Source organism: Bradyrhizobium sp. USDA 4503 (assembly GCF_054055815.1).
Window position 1 is genome coordinate 3956822 of the sequence record NZ_JBSRXS010000001.1, and the last position, 18799, is coordinate 3975620.

Here is an 18799-nt window from a genome sequence, read left to right on the forward strand (position 1 = left end):
TCAATGTCGTGCGGGTATGATCGGGCAGTCCACCGTGCTGTGCTGTCGCTTCGCGGAGCAGTGACCGCGATCGGTTGTCTTGCAGTTGTCATATCAGGCGCGGCGCGCGCCTCCGATGCCCCTGCCCCGGTGCCGGAAAAACTCGAACGCATCACCGCATTCTTTGATAACGAGGTTGCGACAGGAAAAATTCCGGGCGCGGTCATCCTGATCCAGCAGCACGGCAAGCCGGTCTACCTGAAGACCTTCGGCTATCGCGACGTCACGACCAAATCGCCGATGCGGCCCGACACGATGTTCGCGCTGCATTCGATGACCAAGCCGATCACCAACTCCGCCGCGATGATGCTGGTCGACGAGGGCAAGCTGTCGCCGCAGGACCCGCTGTCGAAATACATTCCGGCTTTCGCCGACGTGAAGGTCGCCATTGAACCGGACGGTGGAAACGATCCGGCCAAGGTTGAGCTGGTGCCGCCGATCCGGCCGGTGACCATTGAAGATGTCATGCGGCACACTTCGGGCATCACCTACGAATATATCGGTGCCGACTGGATCCAGAAGATCTACCGCGCAGGACATCTGTTCGACGGCAAGTTCGACAACGAGGAATTCGTGGCGCGGCTGGCCAAGCTGCCGCTGTCGCGACAGCCCGGCACGCTGTGGCGCTACGGCCATTCCACCGACGTGCTCGGCCGGGTGATCGAGATCGTCTCGGGCAAGACGCTCTATCAGTTCGAGAAGGAGCGCCTGTTCGATCCCCTGAAGATGAACGACACCAGATACGTGCTCGATGTGGAGACCGAACGGACAAGGCTCGCCGAGCCGCTGCCCTCGGACACCATCCTGATCGAGGGCGAGAACGACCGGCGCGCGCATCCGGAATGGGAATCCGGCGGCGGCGGCCTGGTATCGACCATCCTCGATTATGCGCGCTTCGCGCAGATGCTGCTCAACGGCGGCGAGCTGGACGGCAAGCGCTATCTCAACCCCGCAGCCTTCAAGACCATGACGACGGACCATATCGGGCCGGGCTCCGGTGTCGGCCGCGACTACTGGTACTTTCCCGGCGACGGCTTCGGCTATGGCTACGGCATCGCCGTGCGCACCGATCCCGGCATTGCCAAGCCACCACCGCCCGGCTCGATCGGCGAGTTGAAATGGGACAGCGGCAGCGGCACCTATTTCGGCGTCGATCCGAAGCTCGACATGATCTACATCATGCTCGAGCAGACCCAGAACGAGCGCCAGCGCATTACGCCCGCGTTCCGCAAGCTGGTCTACGACGCGTTCAGCCCGGATTGAGTTCCCACCGTCATTGCGAGCGCAGCGAAGCAATCCATGTCTCCGCATGGGGATAGATGGATTGCTTCGTCGCTTACGCTCCTCGCAATGACGCGGAAACCTTCCCGCCTTACGACTTGCGCCGAACCGGTTCCTGCCTGCGCCGTGCTGCGGCCGCGATCAGGCTCGCGGTGCATTCGTCGCAGATGAACGCACACCCGTCCGTAAACAGGCCGACCCGTGCATCGAGGCCGATCGCATCGTCGTCGACGATCCCATCGATGATGCCACCGCGACACACGCATTGGTGGTGCGACGCCAATTCCCGTTCCATGACGCGCTCTCCAGCGGACGCTGCTTCCCTCACGCTATATACTATCGTATATATCGCGACGACAAGGCAGGCGGGTGAACAATCCGGTCGGGAACCCTGCAGACAACAACCATCGACCGGAGACGATTGCCAAGAAAATCCTGCCTGGTCCAACCAGGTTCATCGAGGAAACGCGATCATGATAAAAAACAATGGCGCCGCGGGACGTCCGCGCGCAACGGGAGAACTGCTCAAGATCCGCCGCGCATCGCTAGCGGCCATCATCCTTGCGCTCGGTGCGGCCGGCGCAGTGCGCGCCGAAACAGCTGCGGTCGGCGTTCCCGACAAGAGTTTTCCGGAGAGCGTGACCTCGACTTCCGACGGGACGCTCTACGTCGGCAGCTTCAACCATGGCGGCGTGACGAAGATCTCGGGCGGCAAGGCCGAGCAGCTGGTCAAGCCGGGCGCCGCCGACAGCCGCTCGACGCTGGGCGTGCTCGCCGACGAGAAGAGCGGCACGCTCTATGTTTGCTCCAACGACATCAGCGCTATGGGCGTGGCGGGGCCGAGCGACACCAAGGGCGCCTGGCTGAAGACCTTCGATCTCAAGAGCGGCGCGCCGAAGGGCAGCTTTGCCCTGAGCGATCCGAAATCGTTCTGCAACGACATCGTGGTCGGGGCCGACGGCACCGCCTATGTGAGCGATTCCTTTGCGCCGTTCGTTTATAGCCTGAAACCCGGCAGCACGGCGCTGGCGACGTTCGCGACCGATCCGCAGCTCGCGCCCGCCAAGGACGGCGTCGGGCTCGACGGCATCGCGATCGGCGCCGACGGCAATCTTTATGTCACGACCTTCATTCCGGCAAAACTGTTCAAGATCGAGATGAAGGACGGCAAGGCGGGCGCGGTGACCGAGTTGAAGCCGTCGCGGCGGCTCGACCACGCCGACGCGTTGCGTGCCCATGGCGGCAGCTTCCTGCTGATCGAGGGCAACGGCAAGCTCGACAAGGTCACGGTGAAGGGCAGCGAGGCTACCATCGACACCATCAAGGATGGCCTCGCCGAGCCGGTCTCGGTGACGCAGGTCGGCGATGTCGGCTGGGTCGCCGAGGGCAAGCTGTCCTACGTGATCGGCGACAACAAGGGCAAGGACCCCGGCCCGTTCAAGCTGACGCCGGTGGCGTTGCCGAAGTAGCGGCGGGCTGGGTTATGCTTCGCAGCAAACTCGGTGTATCTCCCCGGCTTGCGGGGTCGAGACGAGCGAAGCTCCTGTTAGGTCGGGTCGCATCGATAGATGCGATCCGACTCCTCACGGCGTTCGTGCTTAAAGGCCGCGCCGTACTGGATGCCTGTGCGGGGTATGGCACCGCAGAGATGAGAGCCCGCGGCCCCTCCAACACGTCGTCCCTGCCTAGTGCGCATTTGCTGTAGCGCGCAAAAACGAATGGCACCGCGCGCAATTTCGTTTGTCACCCCCGGAACCGGGCAGCCGGCGGCCCCTAGACCAAGGCATTGGCGCGGACCAGAAGGGCGTCGACTTGGTTATCCGACAGGCCCACGACGGTGATCATGCGCTGAACCAAGGGGTCAGACCGCCTGATCTCGGTCGCCAAGTCCCACTCCTCCTGGACGTTAGCATCCGCCGCAATCGCGGCTTTGACCGTGGCCCACGTCCCAAGCTCGTCAAAAGCCCGTTTAAGGCCGAGCCTGGTGCAGGAGGTGGGCACAGGGGCCGGCGGGTTCAGAAACGCAATCACCGCCGGGTCGTCGTCGGCGACCTGCTCGGTCACCATCGGCGCCGGCTGCTCACAGGCAAACCATCCAACGATGGCGCCATCGCTGTTTCGCTCTACAAATCCCATCCCCTCATCCTTCCAATGGATCGAACCATCCGCGCGTAAAACACCGATAAGACGTGTTCGCATTGGATGATCGCGCGGCAATCTGCGCTGAGGTATCGGTCCAAACGCGCAAGTCATTTGCGTTGCCGGAAGTGGCGGTTGATGATTCCAAACCGTTTCCGCCGACCGAATAGCTAGGTGCGTTGTCGGTAAGACCGGTTTCGTGCGTCCACCATACGGTGTTTTGCGTGGGGTTCCACGCAATGATGTTCACCAAAACTTGCACCCTAACGCCGGTCGGACAACTGGCGAGCGCAAACGTCTGCAACGTCGTTCCGATCGTCGCGCTTATATCCAGCGCTGAACCGGGCCAGAAGAATTCCCGGCCTCGCTGCAAAATCGCCGAGAAATTGACACCGCTATTGAACCACACGACGCCAATGCGACGGAACAACGTATATCCGGCAGGCATCGTCGGCGCGGTTGCGTTCTTTGACATGAGCACGTCGACGGTCGAGGTCGTCGGATTCTTTATCACGAAGACATGGTAGAAGCCGTTCGCAAGCGTCCCGGTATCGAGGCAACCATTGTTGTTGCCGGCCGCCCATGCCGAACTTGACTTGGTCAGTGCTGCACCGAGGACGATCATATCACCCGCGTTTCGATCGCAAGCGACACCGGCGCTGACGCTGAACGTCGAAACAGCGCCAGGCGACGTGATCTTTAGTCCGGCGAGATAACCGCTGAGTACACCTGGAATGCCGAGATTGATAATCGCCTTCGGGGCGCTGTTCAGATCGGCGAGGTTCGCAGTGGACGACAGATCGCCTGCGCCGTGCTGACCAACCCGGTTGAAATTCCAATCGTTGAACGTGCCAGCGCCGGAAAACTTATCCCTGAACATGCCGTGGTGGCAGACGCATTTCCCGCCGAACGGCTGGTTCTGCCATTGCTGGGTTGAAAGCCTCTCCGACGCCGACCTCGATCGCTTCGGCTATCAGGTCTCGGACCAGGCGCCGGCCTCGCGTCTGATGCCGCATATCGTCGGCGGGCGGACCGTCATGGTGCCCGAAGGAATCGACCCGGGTTTCGCTTATCGACCCGGCGAGCAACCGGCCGCGACCGACTAGGATTAGGGCGTGTACCCATAAATCTGGTCGTCGAACGAAGTCCGTATTACCGTCAGAAGCGGACAAAAGCGGCGCGCTTGGTCATGCCGGCACACAGCCTGGGCCAAGAGCTGACTTCAGCGACTTCTCAGTCGCCCAGATCGTCGGACCTCCCCGCACTTGATCCAGCACGCTCCCAAGCCAGATAGACACGGCGCTCGACGGAATAACCTGTTTGGGCGCGTGTGGATTGAGTGTGCCCGCTGTCACGACGAGTCCTTGATCAAGTTTCTCTTTCGCAAACAGCTTGGCTTCCGACTCTGTCTCAAATGTCTTGGTCAGCCGAGGATGTCTTGGCTTTGGCAACATCCCTCGACGCTGCTGCACTTCGAAGGTGACGTACCAAGTGCGCCTCATCGATTGCTCTGAATGCAATGGGTCACAAAGCTGCCTTGCCGGAAGGTGCTCCGCTCGTGAACCGCAAGACGGCACTACCGTCGCGCTCCAACCCGGTTAACGCCGCCATTCATGTTGCCGCCCGCGTTATGACGGACAGCAGCGCGCGCCACCGGGCGAGGCCTGAGCACGACGCCAGCCCTCGCCACGCAGCCTGCCGGATAATCGACATAAGTGCAGTAAACCACGGCGTTGGCTGGTGCTAGACTGAGAGCGGCACCCGCAAACCCCAACATTAGGCTGGCCGCCCCCCCCCCCCCCGCAACCGTCACCGACTTGGTTGGAAAAATGTTCGTCCGACGCATTTCTTCCTCATCGTACGCGAAATCGACGTGCTTCACTTGCAGATCAAGAGAGCGGCTCAGGGAGCCACCCTCTTGCGGTGCCGTTGCGGAACGTCACTGACAGACGTACATGCGGCCGTCAGCCCATTTCGTCATCGTGCCGGGCTCGCAGCCGATGCCGTTGGCTGCCTTGTATTCTGCCCATCCGGCGTAGCCGTAATACGGGCTGATCCCACGATAGGCGCGTGCCGGATAGTAGGGTTGGCCGAAGTGAGGATCGGTCTGGGCGGCATACGAATTGGTCCAGCTGTTGGTACCCCAGCCGGCATAGGCCGGCGCGGTAGCGGCTGCCGTGGCGACCGCTGCCGTAGCGGCGACACCGGCGCCAACCCGTACCCATACCCGTATCCGTACGCGGCCCGCCGGGTTTGACGACGCGCAACGCCCGCGACGCTCACTGGCGTCAGCGGTCGGCCCACACGCGCTTGGGCGGATGTGCGAGTGCAACCGTCCAATGACATAGATCAAGCAGAGGACGGGTAAAGCGAGTAAACTTCAATCTTGGGGCAACCAAGCAAGGAGGCGGTCATGATCTCTCGACGGAAGCTTCTTTCTTCTTTGGGCTTGGCGACCGCAATAGCAGCGCTCCCGACCGTGCTGATGGTCCCTGATGCGGAGGCGCAGACGGCTGGCATGGAAAGGCGCCAAGATCGACGCGAGGGGCGGCGCGAGCGCCGCGAGGGGCGGCGTGAGGCGCGCGAAGTGCGGCGTGAGGGTCGCCGTGAAGCGCGCCAAATACGGCGCGGAGTTACGCCGGGGACAGGCGTTACGACTGGGACAGCCAAGTAGCCTGGCTACAGCGTCTAGGGGCTCGACAGGGTCATCATCGCCGCTCATCGTCCCGATGCAGCGCGTGCATTAGCTCGCGTGCATGAAGGGAAGAAATGATCGAGATGTGGCGCTTCGTCGTGACCCTTCCGACGCCCTGCCGCACGGTCGTCCGTGTCCTCTGGGGCTCCTTGGAACGGCGGGGACCGCGTGACCGCACTTGCCAGTTACAGTGGCGGTGCGTCCTACTCAGTGTCCGCTATGCCCCGATAGCGACCAAAATTCCGCATCGCCGCGAAATGACGCGATTGGCCAGAAAGCTGACCTAGCAGATAAACGACTACGGGACGTGCTCCTTCAGTTCGAGCGAGACGAGCCTCGCCAATAGCGTAGCTGGGTAAAGCTGACCCACCACGCTTTCAAGGTTACACAAGCTCCGCGCTATGGGATGCACCGGGACAAGATCGCCGTATCCCGTTGATGTAAGAGTGACCAAACTCAAATAGAAGACCGAGCTGGCGAGGCCTGAGTTTTGTTCGAATGTTATTCCCTTGAATGCATCCGGAAGCGACAATCCGACAAATATGAACAGCGTCCCAAAGGCGAGCGCGATCAGTAAATAGAGCAGGATTGCTCCGACAATTCGATGGTAGTTGATAGGGCCGCTTCTAAATACAGCTTGAGCAACGACCGCTCCGAGCGTGACCGCGATGGCAAGCCAGGCGGCAGCCAAAAGATAAGCGCTATATGGCCAAGGGGGGTAAAACAAGCGCACCAGGAAGACGACCACATTTGCGACAACGCAAACCGTCATGATGGCGAGCGCCGCCGGATGGTCGGAAATGATGAGCATGCCGCTTATGATGCCCAGCAAGGCAACTATCGCGAAGCCTTGAAATACAAAAATGCCCATCGCATGAAGTGGGGCAATTACGAACATCTCAAGCGCGAGCAAGATGGCGAGCAGCGTGAGCAAGCGGTCGTTGTATTCGCGCCGCAATAAGCGCATGCTATGGATGGGATTGGGCATTGTCGCACTCCGAGACGCGCGTTCCGTCGTGGGACCCCCCGGAGTAGCTGCAAGAATGACAGCCACTTCCTTTGATCTAGGTCAAGTGACCGCTCAATCGGCGATCTGTCTTGAACGGCGCGCACAATCCCGAAGTCCGCAGCGGGTCGATTTTGTTGCAAAAGTCGGCTGCTCGCGATGGATTGTTCGGCCATCTCGCCAAGGACGACCGGCTTTGGTTTGCCGGCCCTGACGCTCTCTACGCAACTCTACGCGGTGTACACCGTGTGTGCCGGTGGCGGCCGCGCGACCAGGCTCGCGAGCCGCCGTAGGTTCTGAGCGATGGCGGCCAGAACAAACTCATCCTGGGCGCCTCGTGGGCCACGCAGTCGCAGTCGGCCGAGCCTCAGGATGCGCTTCAGGTGTGCGAACCGCATCTCAATCTTCTTTCGCTCACGTCGCGACTGTTCAAAGGCCTCGGTGCCAGCGAAGGAGCGTGCAACGTCTCGGGCGCGCTCATGGACGTCGCGCGGGATCTTGCGTGAGGGCTCCTTTGGGCAGCACTGCGGTTTGAGCGGGCAAACATCGCAGTCGAGCTTGCTTGCGCGGTACAAGAGCGTCTTGCCCTCGTGTGCTGTGCCGCTTGTCCCGAGCCGCTTTCCGCCTGGGCAGTGGTAGACGTCGCCGGCCGGATCATATCGAAAGTCGTTGCGCGAGAAGGTGCCATCCTCGCGCTTTGACTTGTCGATGACCGGAATGTGTGGCGCGATGTCCTTCTCTACCAGCCAGTTCAGCATCGGCGCCGATCCATAAGCGGTATCGGCCGCGAGCCGCTCCGGCTTGAGGCCAAAACGTTCCTCTGTTCGTTCGATCATTGTCTTTGCGGTACCGACTTCGGCTTGCCGAATGGCACGAGACGCCTCGACGTCCAAGATGACGCCGAACTTCATGTCGATGAGATAGTTGTCAGAGTAGGCGAAGAATGCCGCCCCTTTGTGTGCGCCGGTCCACTGCGCCGCGGGATCGGATGGCGAGACGAACTTCGGCACAACCTCCGTAGCGGCACCCCATGCCGTGTCTTCGAGAGTCGCCAGATACTCCTTCACGGCGCGGCTGGACCTCGCCGGATCGCGATCCCTGCGCCAATCCTGACCCGCGATCGAGCGCCGCTTGTTGGCGTCGGCCGCAATCAGGCTCGCATCAACTGCAAAGCCTTCACCACCAACCAGACCGGCCGCAATACACGCCTCGACGACCCGCTCAAACACATGGCGAAAAACATCTCCCTCGCGGAAACGCTCGTTGCGGGCACGCGAGAACGCTGAATGGTCGGGAAAAGCATCTTCGATGCCAAGCCTGCAGAACCAGCGATAGGCGAGGCTCACCTGTACTTCGCGGCAGATCAATCGCTCCGAGCGGATCGCAAAGACATACCCCACCACCAGCATCCGGATCATCAGTTCAGGGTCGATCGACGGACGACCCATGGACGCATAATGGGACGCAAGCTCGCCGCGAAGCCACGACAGATCGAGAGCAGCATCGATCGTCCGCACCAAATGATCTTCGGGGACCACATCGCCAAGACGAAACTCGTAGAACAGTTGACCTTGGTCACTCTTCAGACGGCCCATCATGGATCGACCTCGCCGAGAATCGCGTCAACACAACGGAATCATCGTTCGAGGCCTCACTCAACCGACTTTTGCAACAAAATCGGTCATAAGGCGACATCCCTGACGTTCAGGCCGAGTGTCTGCTTCGCTCCTGCAAGCGGGTGTCCCAGTCTATGAGTACGCGCCCTAGGAGTCCCACCTGCGAGTCCCACCTGTTGGTGCTTTCGGGGCAGCTGAAGTGCGGATTATCCCGTGTTTTAAAGGCTTCTTAGCATGTCACGGCGAGGTGGGACTCGGTGCGCGGCGCTCGGCCCGTCGAGTCCCACTTCGGCGAGCCGCCGACTGAATTTATTGACGTTTCTCGATTGCGCCGCGCCGATGGGTGTCACTCGAACTTGCGCGATGAGGTCTCGCCAATCGCGCGCCGCCGCCCGGCCAACCCTTTGAGAACTCGCCACTTCCCGCCCAATCCCGGTCAATCCCGGAATTGCCGAGGGGGTGTCACCCGAAACGGCGCGTCACAATTGCGCACGGGAGCAGGGACCCATACTCCGCGGCGGACCTTGTTGAAGGAATTCGTCGTTCCAGCATCGCCCAGCAATTGGCATTTGTGGTTATGGGTCCCTGCTTCGCAGGGACGACCATGCCGGCACGATTTCTGAATAATGGAAAAGTACCACTGATTTGCCCGACGAGTCAAGTTGCCGTGTCCGCCGGCAGCCACCGGCTCCTTTGCATGGGGTTGTTTTCGATATTTTGGCAGTGCGCCCCTGCGTCTCGGCACCGATGCGGTCGCCCGCCGTCACCACGTCATCCGCTAGATCACATAGAACCCGTGCGTGCCGTCGCGGCGCAGCTGCTCGACGAGGCCGTACTCCCAATCGAGATAGGCCTGCATCGCCTGCTCCGCGACGCCGGTGCCCTCATAGGGTCGCCGGTAGCAGTGCGCGGGATCGGGCCGCGGCACGATGCGCGGCGGGCCGACTTCGAGCCGGCCGTCATAGCCGCCGTCGAGCACATAGACCTCCCAGCCCATCTGCGCGAGCCAGGACGCCGTCATGTCGGCGCGGATGTTTTTGTCGTCGCTCAGCACGATGCGCGCGCCGCGCACGGGCGCGGCCATGTCGATTTCCTGCACCAGCTGGCCGCCGGCATAGTGGCGGAAGCCGGCAAGGTGACCGGTCGTGTATTCCTCGGCATCGCGCACATCGAAGCGATACAGCGTACGGTGTGCGTCCTCGTCCAGCGCAGCGAGTTCATCGATCCCGATGTGACGGACGCCGGCGCGATAGGCGACGTGGCGCGCATTGTCGCCCGCGCCCTCGAACGGACCGATGCCGCCGCGCTTGCCGGCGCCGTGCTCGAGATCGTGCTTCGCCAGCGTCCAGCCGATCGTGCCGTTGCGCAGCGCCCGCACCTTGTTGGGCAGTCCGGCATTGATCAGCGACTGCGTGCCGATGATCGAGCGGGTGCGGCCGGCGCAGTTGACGATGATGGTGGTGTCGGGATCCGGCGCCGCGCCGCTTGCGCGCAGCACCAGCTCGGCGCCGGGCACGCTGACCGAGCCCGGGATGTTCATGGTGGCATATTCGTCGAAGCGACGGACATCGAGGATCGCGATGTTGGCCTTGTCCGAAATCAACGCGGCGACCTCGTCGGCACTCAGCGACGGCGTGTGCCTGCGCGACTCGACCAACTCGCCGAACGCCTTGGCGTAGGAATTGACATCCTCAAACACCTCGTAACCGGCCGCCTTCCAGCCTCCTAAGCCGCCGGCAAGCGCGGCGACATTGCCGTAGCCCAGCGCCATCAACTGCTCCACGGCGGCAGCGACCAGCCCCTCGCCATTGTCATAAAGAACGATCGGCACGTCCTTGCGCGGCAATCGCAGCTCGGCTTCGAGCGCGATCCGGCCGGCCGCCATGTTGGCGGCAAACAGCGGATGACCGGTGGCGAATTCCGCCTCATGCCTGACGTCGAGCAACGCGATCTCCCGACGCAGCAGCAGCGTTGCGCGGATGTCCTGGGGCGTGACGGAAGCAAGTGTCATGGAATGCTGGCCTGACAGAAGAAAACGGCAGGCTTGCTCTAGGCCGAAATCACGCCTCGTCAATAGCTTTAACCGGCCCGCAACCCCGATCTTCACGAGCGGGGGTCCGGGGAACGAAAGCCCGCCATCCCGCTTTGCTCAACCGGGATGCACTTGCTACGTTCCCAATCGGCCCCGTTGGCGCCCGATCAGGCCTTCCGGACAAGAGAAGGTAGCGGGGCCAGCCTGAAGTTCTGGGAGGATGACCATGAGATCCGTCGGAAATGAACCCTTGTCGCGTCACGCCCTCGCCTTCGTGCTGGCCGGCGGACGCGGCAGCAGACTTCAGGAGCTCACCGACAAACGCGCCAAGCCCGCGGTCTATTTCGGCGGCAAGTCGCGCATCATCGATTTCGCGCTATCCAATGCGGTGAATTCGGGCATCCGCCGCATCGCGGTGGCGACCCAGTACAAGGCGCACAGCCTGATCCGGCATCTGCAAGGCGGCTGGAACTTCTTCCGGCCGGAGCGAAACGAGAGTTTCGACATCCTGCCCGCAAGCCAGCGCGTCTCCGAAACGATGTGGTATGTCGGCACGGCCGACGCGGTCTACCAGAATATCGACATCCTCGAAGCGCACGGCACCAAGTACATCCTGGTGCTCGCCGGCGACCACGTCTACAAGATGGATTATGAGATCATGCTGAAGCAGCATGTCGAAAGCGGCGCCGATGTCACGGTCGGCTGCCTTGAAATGCCGCGGGCTGAATCCAGCGCCTTCGGCATCATGCATATCGACGAGACCGGCCTGATCCAGTCCTTCCTCGAGAAACCCGCCGATCCGCCACCGATGCCCGGCAAGCCCGACAAGTCGCTGGCCAGCATGGGCATCTATGTCTTCAATTCGGAATTCCTGTTCGACGAGTTGCGCCGCGATGCCGTTGACCCGAACTCGGCCCACGATTTCGGCAAGGACATCATCCCCTATATCGTGAAGCACGGCCGGGCGATCGCGCATCAGTTCAACGATTCCTGCGTCCGCTCCGGCGACGATCCCCGCTCCTACTGGCGCGATGCCGGCACCGTCGATGCCTATTGGGGCGCCAATATCGATCTCACCGACGTGGTGCCCGAGCTCGACCTCTACGATCGATCATGGCCGATCTGGACCTATGCCGAGATCACCCCGCCTGCCAAGTTCGTGCATGACGAGGACGGACGACGCGGCCAGGCGGTGACCTCACTGGTCTCGGGTGCCTGCATCATCTCGGGCGCGTCGCTGCGCCGCTCCCTGCTGTTCACCGGCGTGCACGTCAATTCCTACGCTAATATCGAGAATGCGGTGATCATGCCCTATGTCAATGTCGGCCGCGGAGCACGGCTCCGAAACGTCGTGATCGATCGCGGGGTGAGGATTCCGGAAGGGCTCGTGGTCGGCGAGGATCCCGAATTCGACGGCAAGCGCTTCCGCACCACCGAGAGCGGCATCACGCTGATCACGCAGTCGATGATCGACAGGCTGGGGACATGACGCCCATCCGCGTCCTCGCAGTCGCCTCTGAAGTCTACCCGATCGTCAAGACCGGCGGCCTTGCCGACGTGGTCGGCGCGCTGCCGGCGGCGCTGAAGCAACACGGCGTCACGACGCGGACGCTGGTGCCCGGCTATCCCGACGTGCTCAAGGCGCTGGCCGCGGCGGAGACGCTGCTGCACTGGCCGGAATTCTACGGCGGGCCGATCCGCGTGCTGGGCGGCACGCATGATGGCCTCGATCTGTTCGCGCTCGACGCGCCGCATCTCTATGCGCGCCCCGGCAATCCCTATGTCGGCCCGGACGGACGCGACTGGCCGGACAACGGCATCCGCTTTGCCGCGCTGTCGCGGATGGCGGCGGAGATCGGCCAGGGCGCGATCACCTCCTTCGTCCCCGACATCGTGCATGCGCATGACTGGCAGGCGGGCCTCGCACCCGCCCTCCTGCATTATGCCGGGCAACCACGGCCCGGCACGGTGATGACCGTGCACAACCTCGCCTATCAGGGCCAGTTCTCGCCGGACATGCTTGCCGCGTTCGGCCTGCCGAGCGAATCCTACGCGCTCCACGGCGTCGAATATTACGGCACCATCAGCCTGTTGAAGGCCGGCCTGCAATTCGCCGACCGCATCACCACGGTGTCGCCGACCTATGCGCGGGAGATTCAAAGCGACGAGGGCGGCATGGGGCTCGGCGGCCTCCTGCGCGAACGCGCCGACGTGCTGAGCGGCATCCTCAACGGCATCGACATATCGGTGTGGAATCCGGCCACCGATCCCGACATCGCGGCGCGCTTCAGCTCCGAGCAGCCGGCGGATCGCGCGGTGAACAAGGCGGCGCTGCAGCGGCGCTTCGGGCTTGATCCAATGCCGGATGCGATGCTGCTCGGCGTCATCAGCCGGCTGTCATGGCAGAAGGGCCTCGACCTGCTGCTCGAGAACATTCCGACGCTGCTCGGCGAAGGCATTCAGCTTGCGCTGCTCGGCAGCGGCGATCGCGACCTGCAGGATCGCTACGCCGCGCTGGCGCGCGACAATCCCGGACGGATCGCGGTCGTGATCGGCTACGACGAGGCGCTGGCGCATCTGATCCAGGCCGGCGCGGACGCGCTCGCGGTGCCGTCGCGCTTCGAGCCGTGCGGCCTCACCCAGCTGTGCGCGCTGCGCTACGGCGCGGTCCCTGTTGTCGCCAATGTCGGCGGCCTTGCCGACACCGTGCTCGACTTCGACGAAGTCGCGATCACCGGCGATGCGCCGACCGGCGTCAAGTTCGCACCCGTCACCTCGGATGCGCTCGCCCACGGCTTGCGCAAGGCAAACCTGCTGTTCAACGACAAGGTGACATGGCGCCGGCTGCAGCAGGCCGGCATGGCCACCGATGTCTCCTGGCACAATCGCGCCGGCCGCTACGCCGCGCTCTATCGCGAGCTCGCGACGACGCGGCGCTAGAGCACAATCCGGAAAAGTGCCAACCGGTTTTTCCGCGACAAAACGCGAAGCGTCTTGCGCTGAGATCAGTTCAGCAGATCGCAGGACGCGATGCGGTTGATGTCGGCGAGGCGCCGGTCGGGATTTCCCTTGAGATCAAGGCTTGCGACGAGATCGAGCAGCCGGCCATAGGCGCGGTCGGCGACCGCGACCGGCAGCGGCTCCTCGTCGAAGGTTTCGACGTAGTTGCCGACGAGTCCGCTCAGCAGCCGGCAAACGCCGCGTTGCTCCGGGTCGTCCTTGCTCAGAATCTCGAGTTTTTGCTGGAAGGTCCTGAAGGTTCGCAACCCATGGGGCTGTTGCGAAAGCCAATTGTGCAAATCAGGATACAGATCGGTCATATCAGCCTCTTCAAAATGGAGAAGAAGCTACCGGCTTATACAGCTCATCACGGTTCCGCGCCATCGCGATTTTTGCATGCATCCTCTGCCCTGCCGCGCAGGCCGTGTCATTGGACTGGCACGTCCTGCGATTAAAGTCGCGCGAGGGCCGGCAAGATCCTGTAGCGCGCGATCTCGTGCGGATAGTCGCCGCGATTGGCGAGCAGCACGATGCCGAGCCTGCGCGCCGGCACCAGGCCGACATAGGCTGAGGCGTTATTGAGACCGCCCGGCTTGTCGATCACGGTGATGCCGTCCAGCCGCACATGCTCCCATGCCATCGCCTGGCCGAACTTTTCGTCGACGCGAAAACTCTCCCGCTCGGTCATCTGCAACGCTGCGCGCAATTCGGGATCGATCACCGCGCCGTCGAGGCAGGCGCCCAGCAATATGCCGAGATCGCGCGCCGATGAGAACATCTGGCCGGTGCCTGGAAAATCGTAATAGCGCTGCTGATTGCCCGGCGGACCGATCGCCGTGCCGTCGTGGGAGTAGCCCTGAACCACGCGCTGCATCAGCTCGGGCGCCATCCTCGCGCGGTTGTCCTCGCTGCGGTCCGGAACGAAGGTCGACGTCATTCCGAGGGGATTGAGGATGCGGCTCCCGATCAACGTCGCGATCGGCATCTCATAGCGCCGCTCCAGCACCAGCTGCAGCAGGACATAGCCGGCATGGCTGTAGATGCGCTGCTTGCCCGGCTGCTCTCCTGCCGGCGGCGTCCACGCGTTGAGCATCGCGATGAACTGATCACGGCTGAAGGTCCCGACCGGCCATGGCGGATGATCGGTCGGCAGCAGCAGCCCCGACGTATGATTGACGAGTTCGCCGATGGTGACGCGGCTGACGTAGTCGCCGTTGAGCTCGGGCAGATACTTGCCGACCGGATCGTCCAGCCGCAATTCGCCGCGCTCGGTGCCGAGCGCGACCAGCGTCGCCTCGAACAGCTTGCGCAACGAGGCAAGGTTGAACAGCGTGTCCGGGGTGACCGGCCGCTTCGCTGAGTCATCAGCGAAACCGTAGTTGAAGAACGCGACCCGGCCCCCGGCATAGACCGCCGCGGCGAGGCCGCCCGGGTCGGTCGCGGTCGCGGTCGGCGCGAGTTCCGTCGTGACGATGTCCCTGATCTGCGCGTCCATGTCGGAATCCGCGCGCGCTCCCCCAAGCACGCTACCAGCGACCACGAACAGGACGGCCGCGATCCGGACGGTGAGCCATTGTCTCATGAAGAACGAAATCGGCACGATGTTGCGATGCGACCTGCAGACAATCTGTTCACCATCGATAGATGGCGACATCACGATCCTAGCGGTGGAACCCAAGCGTCCGAATTCACGATTGCGCGTCTTGCGCCGTTACCCGCCCGGCTGGGGACGGGGCGGCCCGATCGCTGTTCCGGTGGTCACTTCCGGAAGCCGCGATCGCGACCGCCCTCCCACTCCAGCCACGGTGCGGGAACTGCAATCGAACTAAAAAATGCGGGACGTTTGAAAATGACGGGAGTGGGCTTCGACGAAACGGCAAGATCGGCGCTTGCCGATCGGGCCAAGGATATTTCTGACTTCGTCACATTCCGCTCCCAACCGGGGACGTTTCTTCCTAGCAACAATTCGTCAATCGAAGGTTGCATAAGCCGATCGGATTCGATTTTCAAGACACGGTCGTCCGCGACGTTTTGTCCTGTTCCAGATGCCGGATGCGCGCGATGACTGTTTAACCATTGGTCAACCATCGATGCGCGGCGCGACACCTATTTGGCGCGCGAGCGGACGATCGACCGCGGCAACGACGCCAATAGCAGCACGAGGCAGACGCACAGAAGCACGATGTCCTTGAACAGGAACTCGCCGGCCAGGTTCCAGGCCATCGGATCGGTCGACAGGCTCCATTTGACCACCCCCGGCGTCGTGAAGAAGAACGACCACGTCACCGCGAAGGTGAAGACGCCCATCAACGAGCCGATCGCCGAGAGAAGCGGGCTGAACGCGCCCGCGACGAGCAGCGCCGCAATGCCGAACTCGGCCACCCCGAGCACATAGGCCTCGCCGCGGAGACCGAACACCGACAGCCACGAGATGAACGGGCTGTTGCTGATGAACTGCGCGATGCCTTGCGCCGACTGCAGCGTGAATTTCTGCATGCCGAACGACACGAAGATCACGACCATGACCCAGCGCAGGATCGCGAGCGCTCGATAAGACCCCTCGCCTTGTTCGGCGATGTTGAACGACAGATTCATGTGGTTGTTTCTTCCCTCGCTGCGGAGCCACCATCGGCCGCTGTCGCGGCGTTCGTGGCAAAACTACGCGGCGCGCCGCGCGTGCGTTACGCGCGGGACAACGTCTCGGCCTTCACGATGATGTGCAGACGAGATGAGGAATAATCGCTGCGAGAGATGTCTTCGGCGCGAAGCCGCAGTGCGCGCCGCGTCGGCCTCACGCGCGCTGGCGCAGCGGCCGCGCGGCGTTCTTTGCCGGCACCGGCATGGTGAAGCCGTACAGGAACAGGTCCACCACCATGTCGGCGAACTCCCCTGGATCGATCCCGCCCTTCGGATCGTACCAGGTGTGGCTGAAGTTCAGGATGCCGAACAGCATCATGCTGTAGATCTTCTTGGTCCGCTTGACGATCTTGCCTTCCTTGTCGAGCTTGACCAGCAGATCCGAGACGGTGTCGACGAGTTGGCGCTCCAGCGCCTTGATCGCATCCTGCTCGGTCTCGCCGAGGAACGAGAGGTCGTTGAGGATGACGCGCTGCTCGTCGCTCGAACGCGCATTCAGCGCGACGATGGCCTGGATCGCGGCGCGGAACTGCTCCAGCGTCGTCGCTTTTTCGGCCATCGCGGCTTCGACGTCCGCGATCATCTCGCGGATATGGGCGTCGAGGATCGCGAACAGGATCGCTTCCTTGGAATCGAAATAATGGTACAGCGCGCCGCGCGACAGCTTGCAGGCATCCGCAAGGTCGGCGATCGAGGCACGCATGTAGCCCTGCCGCGCGAACAGGCCGCAGGCAGTGGTGAGAATGTTCCGCTGAATCTCGTCGTAATTCTCTGAGCGCGTCCGCGCCATTGCCGTCTCTCTCATGCACCATCGGCGCCGCCGGAATCGGGCGACTGCCTCTCTCTATACTACCGCCGCCCCACGCTCTCCTCCCCTTTGCGGGCACCATCCACCAGACTCTTCCATCGCCCGTGCGACGAGCGACCTGCGTCAAAAAATAATTTGAACGACCGGTCGGATTATATTAGACTGCCTTCTATCAAGCAAGCGGATTGCGCACGCCGGGAGCAACCCGGCGGCATCGCGGGAGGTTGCGCGTGGATTCTCAGAGGATCGATGCTGTCGTGATCGGAGCCGGCGCCGGCGGGCTGTGCGCCGCGGCGCTCCTCGCCCATGGCGGGCTGCATACGCTCGTCGTCGACGACAAGGACCGGCTCGGCGGACGCGCCTCGACCGAGGAGATCGACGGCTTCAAGGTCAATATCGGGGCGATCGCGATCGAGTTCGGTGGCGTGTTCGAGGAAACCTTCCACACCGTCGGCGCCCCGCTCGACATCCGCGCGCCGGAGCCCGCGAGCTCGTTCTTCATCGACGGCAAGGTGATCGATGTCGGCCGCGGCGGCTGGTCGCTGCTGCTCGGGCAACTGACCAAGCAGGCCTCGCGCATCCTGGAGAAATTCGCCGACGCCCGCTCCGGCAACCTGCCCGACGGGCGGCAATCGACCGAGGACTGGCTGAAGGGCTACACCAGCAACGCCACCGTACACGCGCTGTTCCGCAATCTTTGCGCGGCGATCTTCGCCTGCAACGCCGCCGAGCTGCCGGCCCGCGCCTTCCTCACTTATTTCACCAGCAAGGGCGCCTTCAAGAAATTCGGCTTCTGCCCGCAGGGCACGATCGGGGTCTGGAACAGCCTGGGCAGCGCGATCAGGCGCAACGGCGACATCTGGCTGGAAACGCCGGCGACCACGATCCACACATCAGACGGCCGCGTCGAAGGCGTCACCGTTCTGCGCAATGGTGAACTGGTGCGGATCGACACCGATCTCGTCATCAGCAATGCCGGGCCAAAGGCCACCGTCGCGCTCGCCGGCAGCGAGGCGTTCCCGGCGGATTATATCGCCAGGGTGAAGAACGACCTTCGCCCGGCCGCCAACATCGTCATCAATGTCGCGAGCCGCGAGCCGCTGATCAGTCATCCCGGCATCGTCACCTTCGGCAAGACGCGCCGGCTCTGCAACATGGCCAACCTCTCTGCCACTTGTCCGGAATTGGCGCCGCCCGGCTGGCACCTCTATGTCGCCTATGCCGTGCCGGTGCCCGCGCTCGGCGATTTCGATGCCGACGCGGAGGTCGCGCTCGCGCTCGAGGATCTTCGCGAGCAGTTCACTAATTTCGACCAGGCCAAAATCCTGTCGATCCGGGTGATGCGCGACGACTGGCCGGCGCAACGCAGCTGCGCCGGCTACGATCTGCCGCGCGAGACCGGCATCGAGGGCCTGTGGTGCGTCGGCGATGCGGTGAAGCAATATGGCAATGGCGGCACGCAAGCCTGCGCCGAGACCGCCAAGATCGTCACCGACGCGATCCTCGCCGCACGCCCGCGCTTATCGGCAGGCCGGGTCTGAGCACG

18 protein-coding genes are annotated in these 18799 nt (G+C 62.8%); 7 read left to right on the plus strand and 11 right to left on the minus strand.

All coding sequences use genetic code 11. The annotated features are described in order from the left end of the window. The first annotated feature begins 3 nt into the window (after positions 1 to 3). Positions 4 to 1302, plus strand: coding sequence for a serine hydrolase domain-containing protein (locus tag ACVMIH_RS19215; protein ID WP_456862965.1), 1299 nt, complete (start codon positions 4 to 6; stop codon positions 1300 to 1302). 109 nt (positions 1303 to 1411) lie between these two features. On the opposite strand, the gene ACVMIH_RS19220 is transcribed toward ACVMIH_RS19215, so the two are convergent. Beyond that, positions 1412 to 1615 (minus strand): hypothetical protein, encoded by a 204-nt coding sequence (locus ACVMIH_RS19220; RefSeq protein ID WP_456862968.1) that lies wholly within the window; start codon positions 1613 to 1615, stop codon positions 1412 to 1414. Positions 1616 to 1793: 178 nt separating this feature from the next. Here ACVMIH_RS19220 and ACVMIH_RS19225 point away from each other — a divergent pair, with 178 nt between their 5' ends. Further along, entirely contained in the window at positions 1794 to 2789 is a 996-nt protein-coding gene (locus ACVMIH_RS19225; protein ID WP_253640470.1) for an NHL repeat-containing protein, read from the plus strand. A 304-nt stretch (positions 2790 to 3093) separates the two neighbouring features. Here ACVMIH_RS19225 and ACVMIH_RS19230 read toward each other — a convergent pair whose 3' ends face one another. Both ACVMIH_RS19230 and ACVMIH_RS19235 read right to left on the minus strand, forming a co-directional pair. Then, positions 3094 to 3456 carry a hypothetical protein gene (locus ACVMIH_RS19230; RefSeq protein WP_456862971.1) on the minus strand — a complete coding sequence of 121 codons (363 nt, stop codon included), beginning with the start codon at positions 3454 to 3456 and terminating at the stop codon, positions 3094 to 3096. Positions 3457 to 3460: 4 nt separating this feature from the next. Next, positions 3461 to 4339, minus strand: coding sequence for a hypothetical protein (locus ACVMIH_RS19235; RefSeq protein WP_456862974.1), 879 nt, complete (start codon positions 4337 to 4339; stop codon positions 3461 to 3463). Here ACVMIH_RS19235 and ACVMIH_RS19240 point away from each other — a divergent pair. After that, positions 4338 to 4565 (plus strand): phage minor head protein, encoded by a 228-nt coding sequence (locus ACVMIH_RS19240; protein WP_456862976.1) that lies wholly within the window; start codon positions 4338 to 4340, stop codon positions 4563 to 4565. The two genes, ACVMIH_RS19235 and ACVMIH_RS19240, sit on opposite strands and share 2 nt — an antisense overlap. 470 nt (positions 4566 to 5035) lie before the next feature. Here ACVMIH_RS19240 and ACVMIH_RS19245 read toward each other — a convergent pair whose 3' ends face one another. From ACVMIH_RS19245 to ACVMIH_RS19260, 4 genes are all read right to left on the minus strand, one after another. After that, a complete protein-coding gene (locus ACVMIH_RS19245; protein WP_456866518.1) occupies positions 5036 to 5305 on the minus strand; it encodes a hypothetical protein in 270 nt (89 codons plus the stop codon). Positions 5306 to 6452: 1147 nt separating this feature from the next. After that, positions 6453 to 7142, minus strand: a complete 690-nt coding sequence (locus ACVMIH_RS19250; RefSeq protein WP_456851887.1) for an ion channel — start codon at positions 7140 to 7142, stop codon at positions 6453 to 6455. A gap of 248 nt (positions 7143 to 7390) precedes the next feature. Further along, complete coding sequence (locus ACVMIH_RS19255) at positions 7391 to 8758, minus strand: transposase (protein WP_456862979.1); 1368 nt, start codon at positions 8756 to 8758, stop codon at positions 7391 to 7393. A gap of 796 nt (positions 8759 to 9554) precedes the next feature. Continuing rightward, the gene (locus ACVMIH_RS19260) at positions 9555 to 10787 is read right to left on the minus strand and encodes a rhodanese-like domain-containing protein (RefSeq protein WP_456862982.1); all 1233 of its coding nucleotides are present in this window, start codon (positions 10785 to 10787) and stop codon (positions 9555 to 9557) included. A 247-nt stretch (positions 10788 to 11034) separates the two neighbouring features. On the opposite strand from ACVMIH_RS19260, the gene glgC reads away from it, so the two are divergent. Further along, positions 11035 to 12297 (plus strand): glucose-1-phosphate adenylyltransferase, encoded by a 1263-nt coding sequence (gene glgC, locus ACVMIH_RS19265; protein WP_057018901.1) that lies wholly within the window; start codon positions 11035 to 11037, stop codon positions 12295 to 12297. Further along, a complete protein-coding gene (glgA, locus tag ACVMIH_RS19270; RefSeq protein WP_456862985.1) occupies positions 12294 to 13748 on the plus strand; it encodes a glycogen synthase GlgA in 1455 nt (484 codons plus the stop codon). The genes glgC and glgA overlap by 4 nt, the downstream gene beginning before the upstream one ends. Positions 13749 to 13813: 65 nt before the next feature. Here the strand turns inward: glgA and ACVMIH_RS19275 are convergent, their stop codons facing one another. Both ACVMIH_RS19275 and ACVMIH_RS19280 read right to left on the minus strand, forming a co-directional pair. Continuing rightward, entirely contained in the window at positions 13814 to 14128 is a 315-nt protein-coding gene (locus ACVMIH_RS19275) for a hypothetical protein (protein ID WP_057018843.1), read from the minus strand. A gap of 131 nt (positions 14129 to 14259) precedes the next feature. After that, a complete protein-coding gene (locus ACVMIH_RS19280; protein WP_456782349.1) occupies positions 14260 to 15390 on the minus strand; it encodes a serine hydrolase in 1131 nt (376 codons plus the stop codon). On the opposite strand from ACVMIH_RS19280, the gene ACVMIH_RS19285 reads away from it, so the two are divergent. Further along, positions 15389 to 15637, plus strand: coding sequence for a hypothetical protein (locus ACVMIH_RS19285; protein ID WP_316396020.1), 249 nt, complete (start codon positions 15389 to 15391; stop codon positions 15635 to 15637). The genes ACVMIH_RS19280 and ACVMIH_RS19285 overlap by 2 nt on opposite strands. Positions 15638 to 15914: 277 nt before the next feature. On the opposite strand, the gene ACVMIH_RS19290 is transcribed toward ACVMIH_RS19285, so the two are convergent. Next, a complete protein-coding gene (locus tag ACVMIH_RS19290; RefSeq protein ID WP_456862988.1) occupies positions 15915 to 16403 on the minus strand; it encodes a DUF417 family protein in 489 nt (162 codons plus the stop codon). Between the two features lie 196 nt (positions 16404 to 16599). Further along, positions 16600 to 17235 (minus strand): TetR/AcrR family transcriptional regulator, encoded by a 636-nt coding sequence (locus tag ACVMIH_RS19295; RefSeq protein ID WP_076829047.1) that lies wholly within the window; start codon positions 17233 to 17235, stop codon positions 16600 to 16602. Positions 17236 to 17483: 248 nt separating this feature from the next. Between ACVMIH_RS19295 and ACVMIH_RS19300 the strand changes: the two genes are divergently transcribed. Further along, complete coding sequence (locus ACVMIH_RS19300; RefSeq protein ID WP_456862991.1) at positions 17484 to 18794, plus strand: phytoene desaturase family protein; 1311 nt, start codon at positions 17484 to 17486, stop codon at positions 18792 to 18794. Positions 18795 to 18799: the final 5 nt, after the last annotated feature.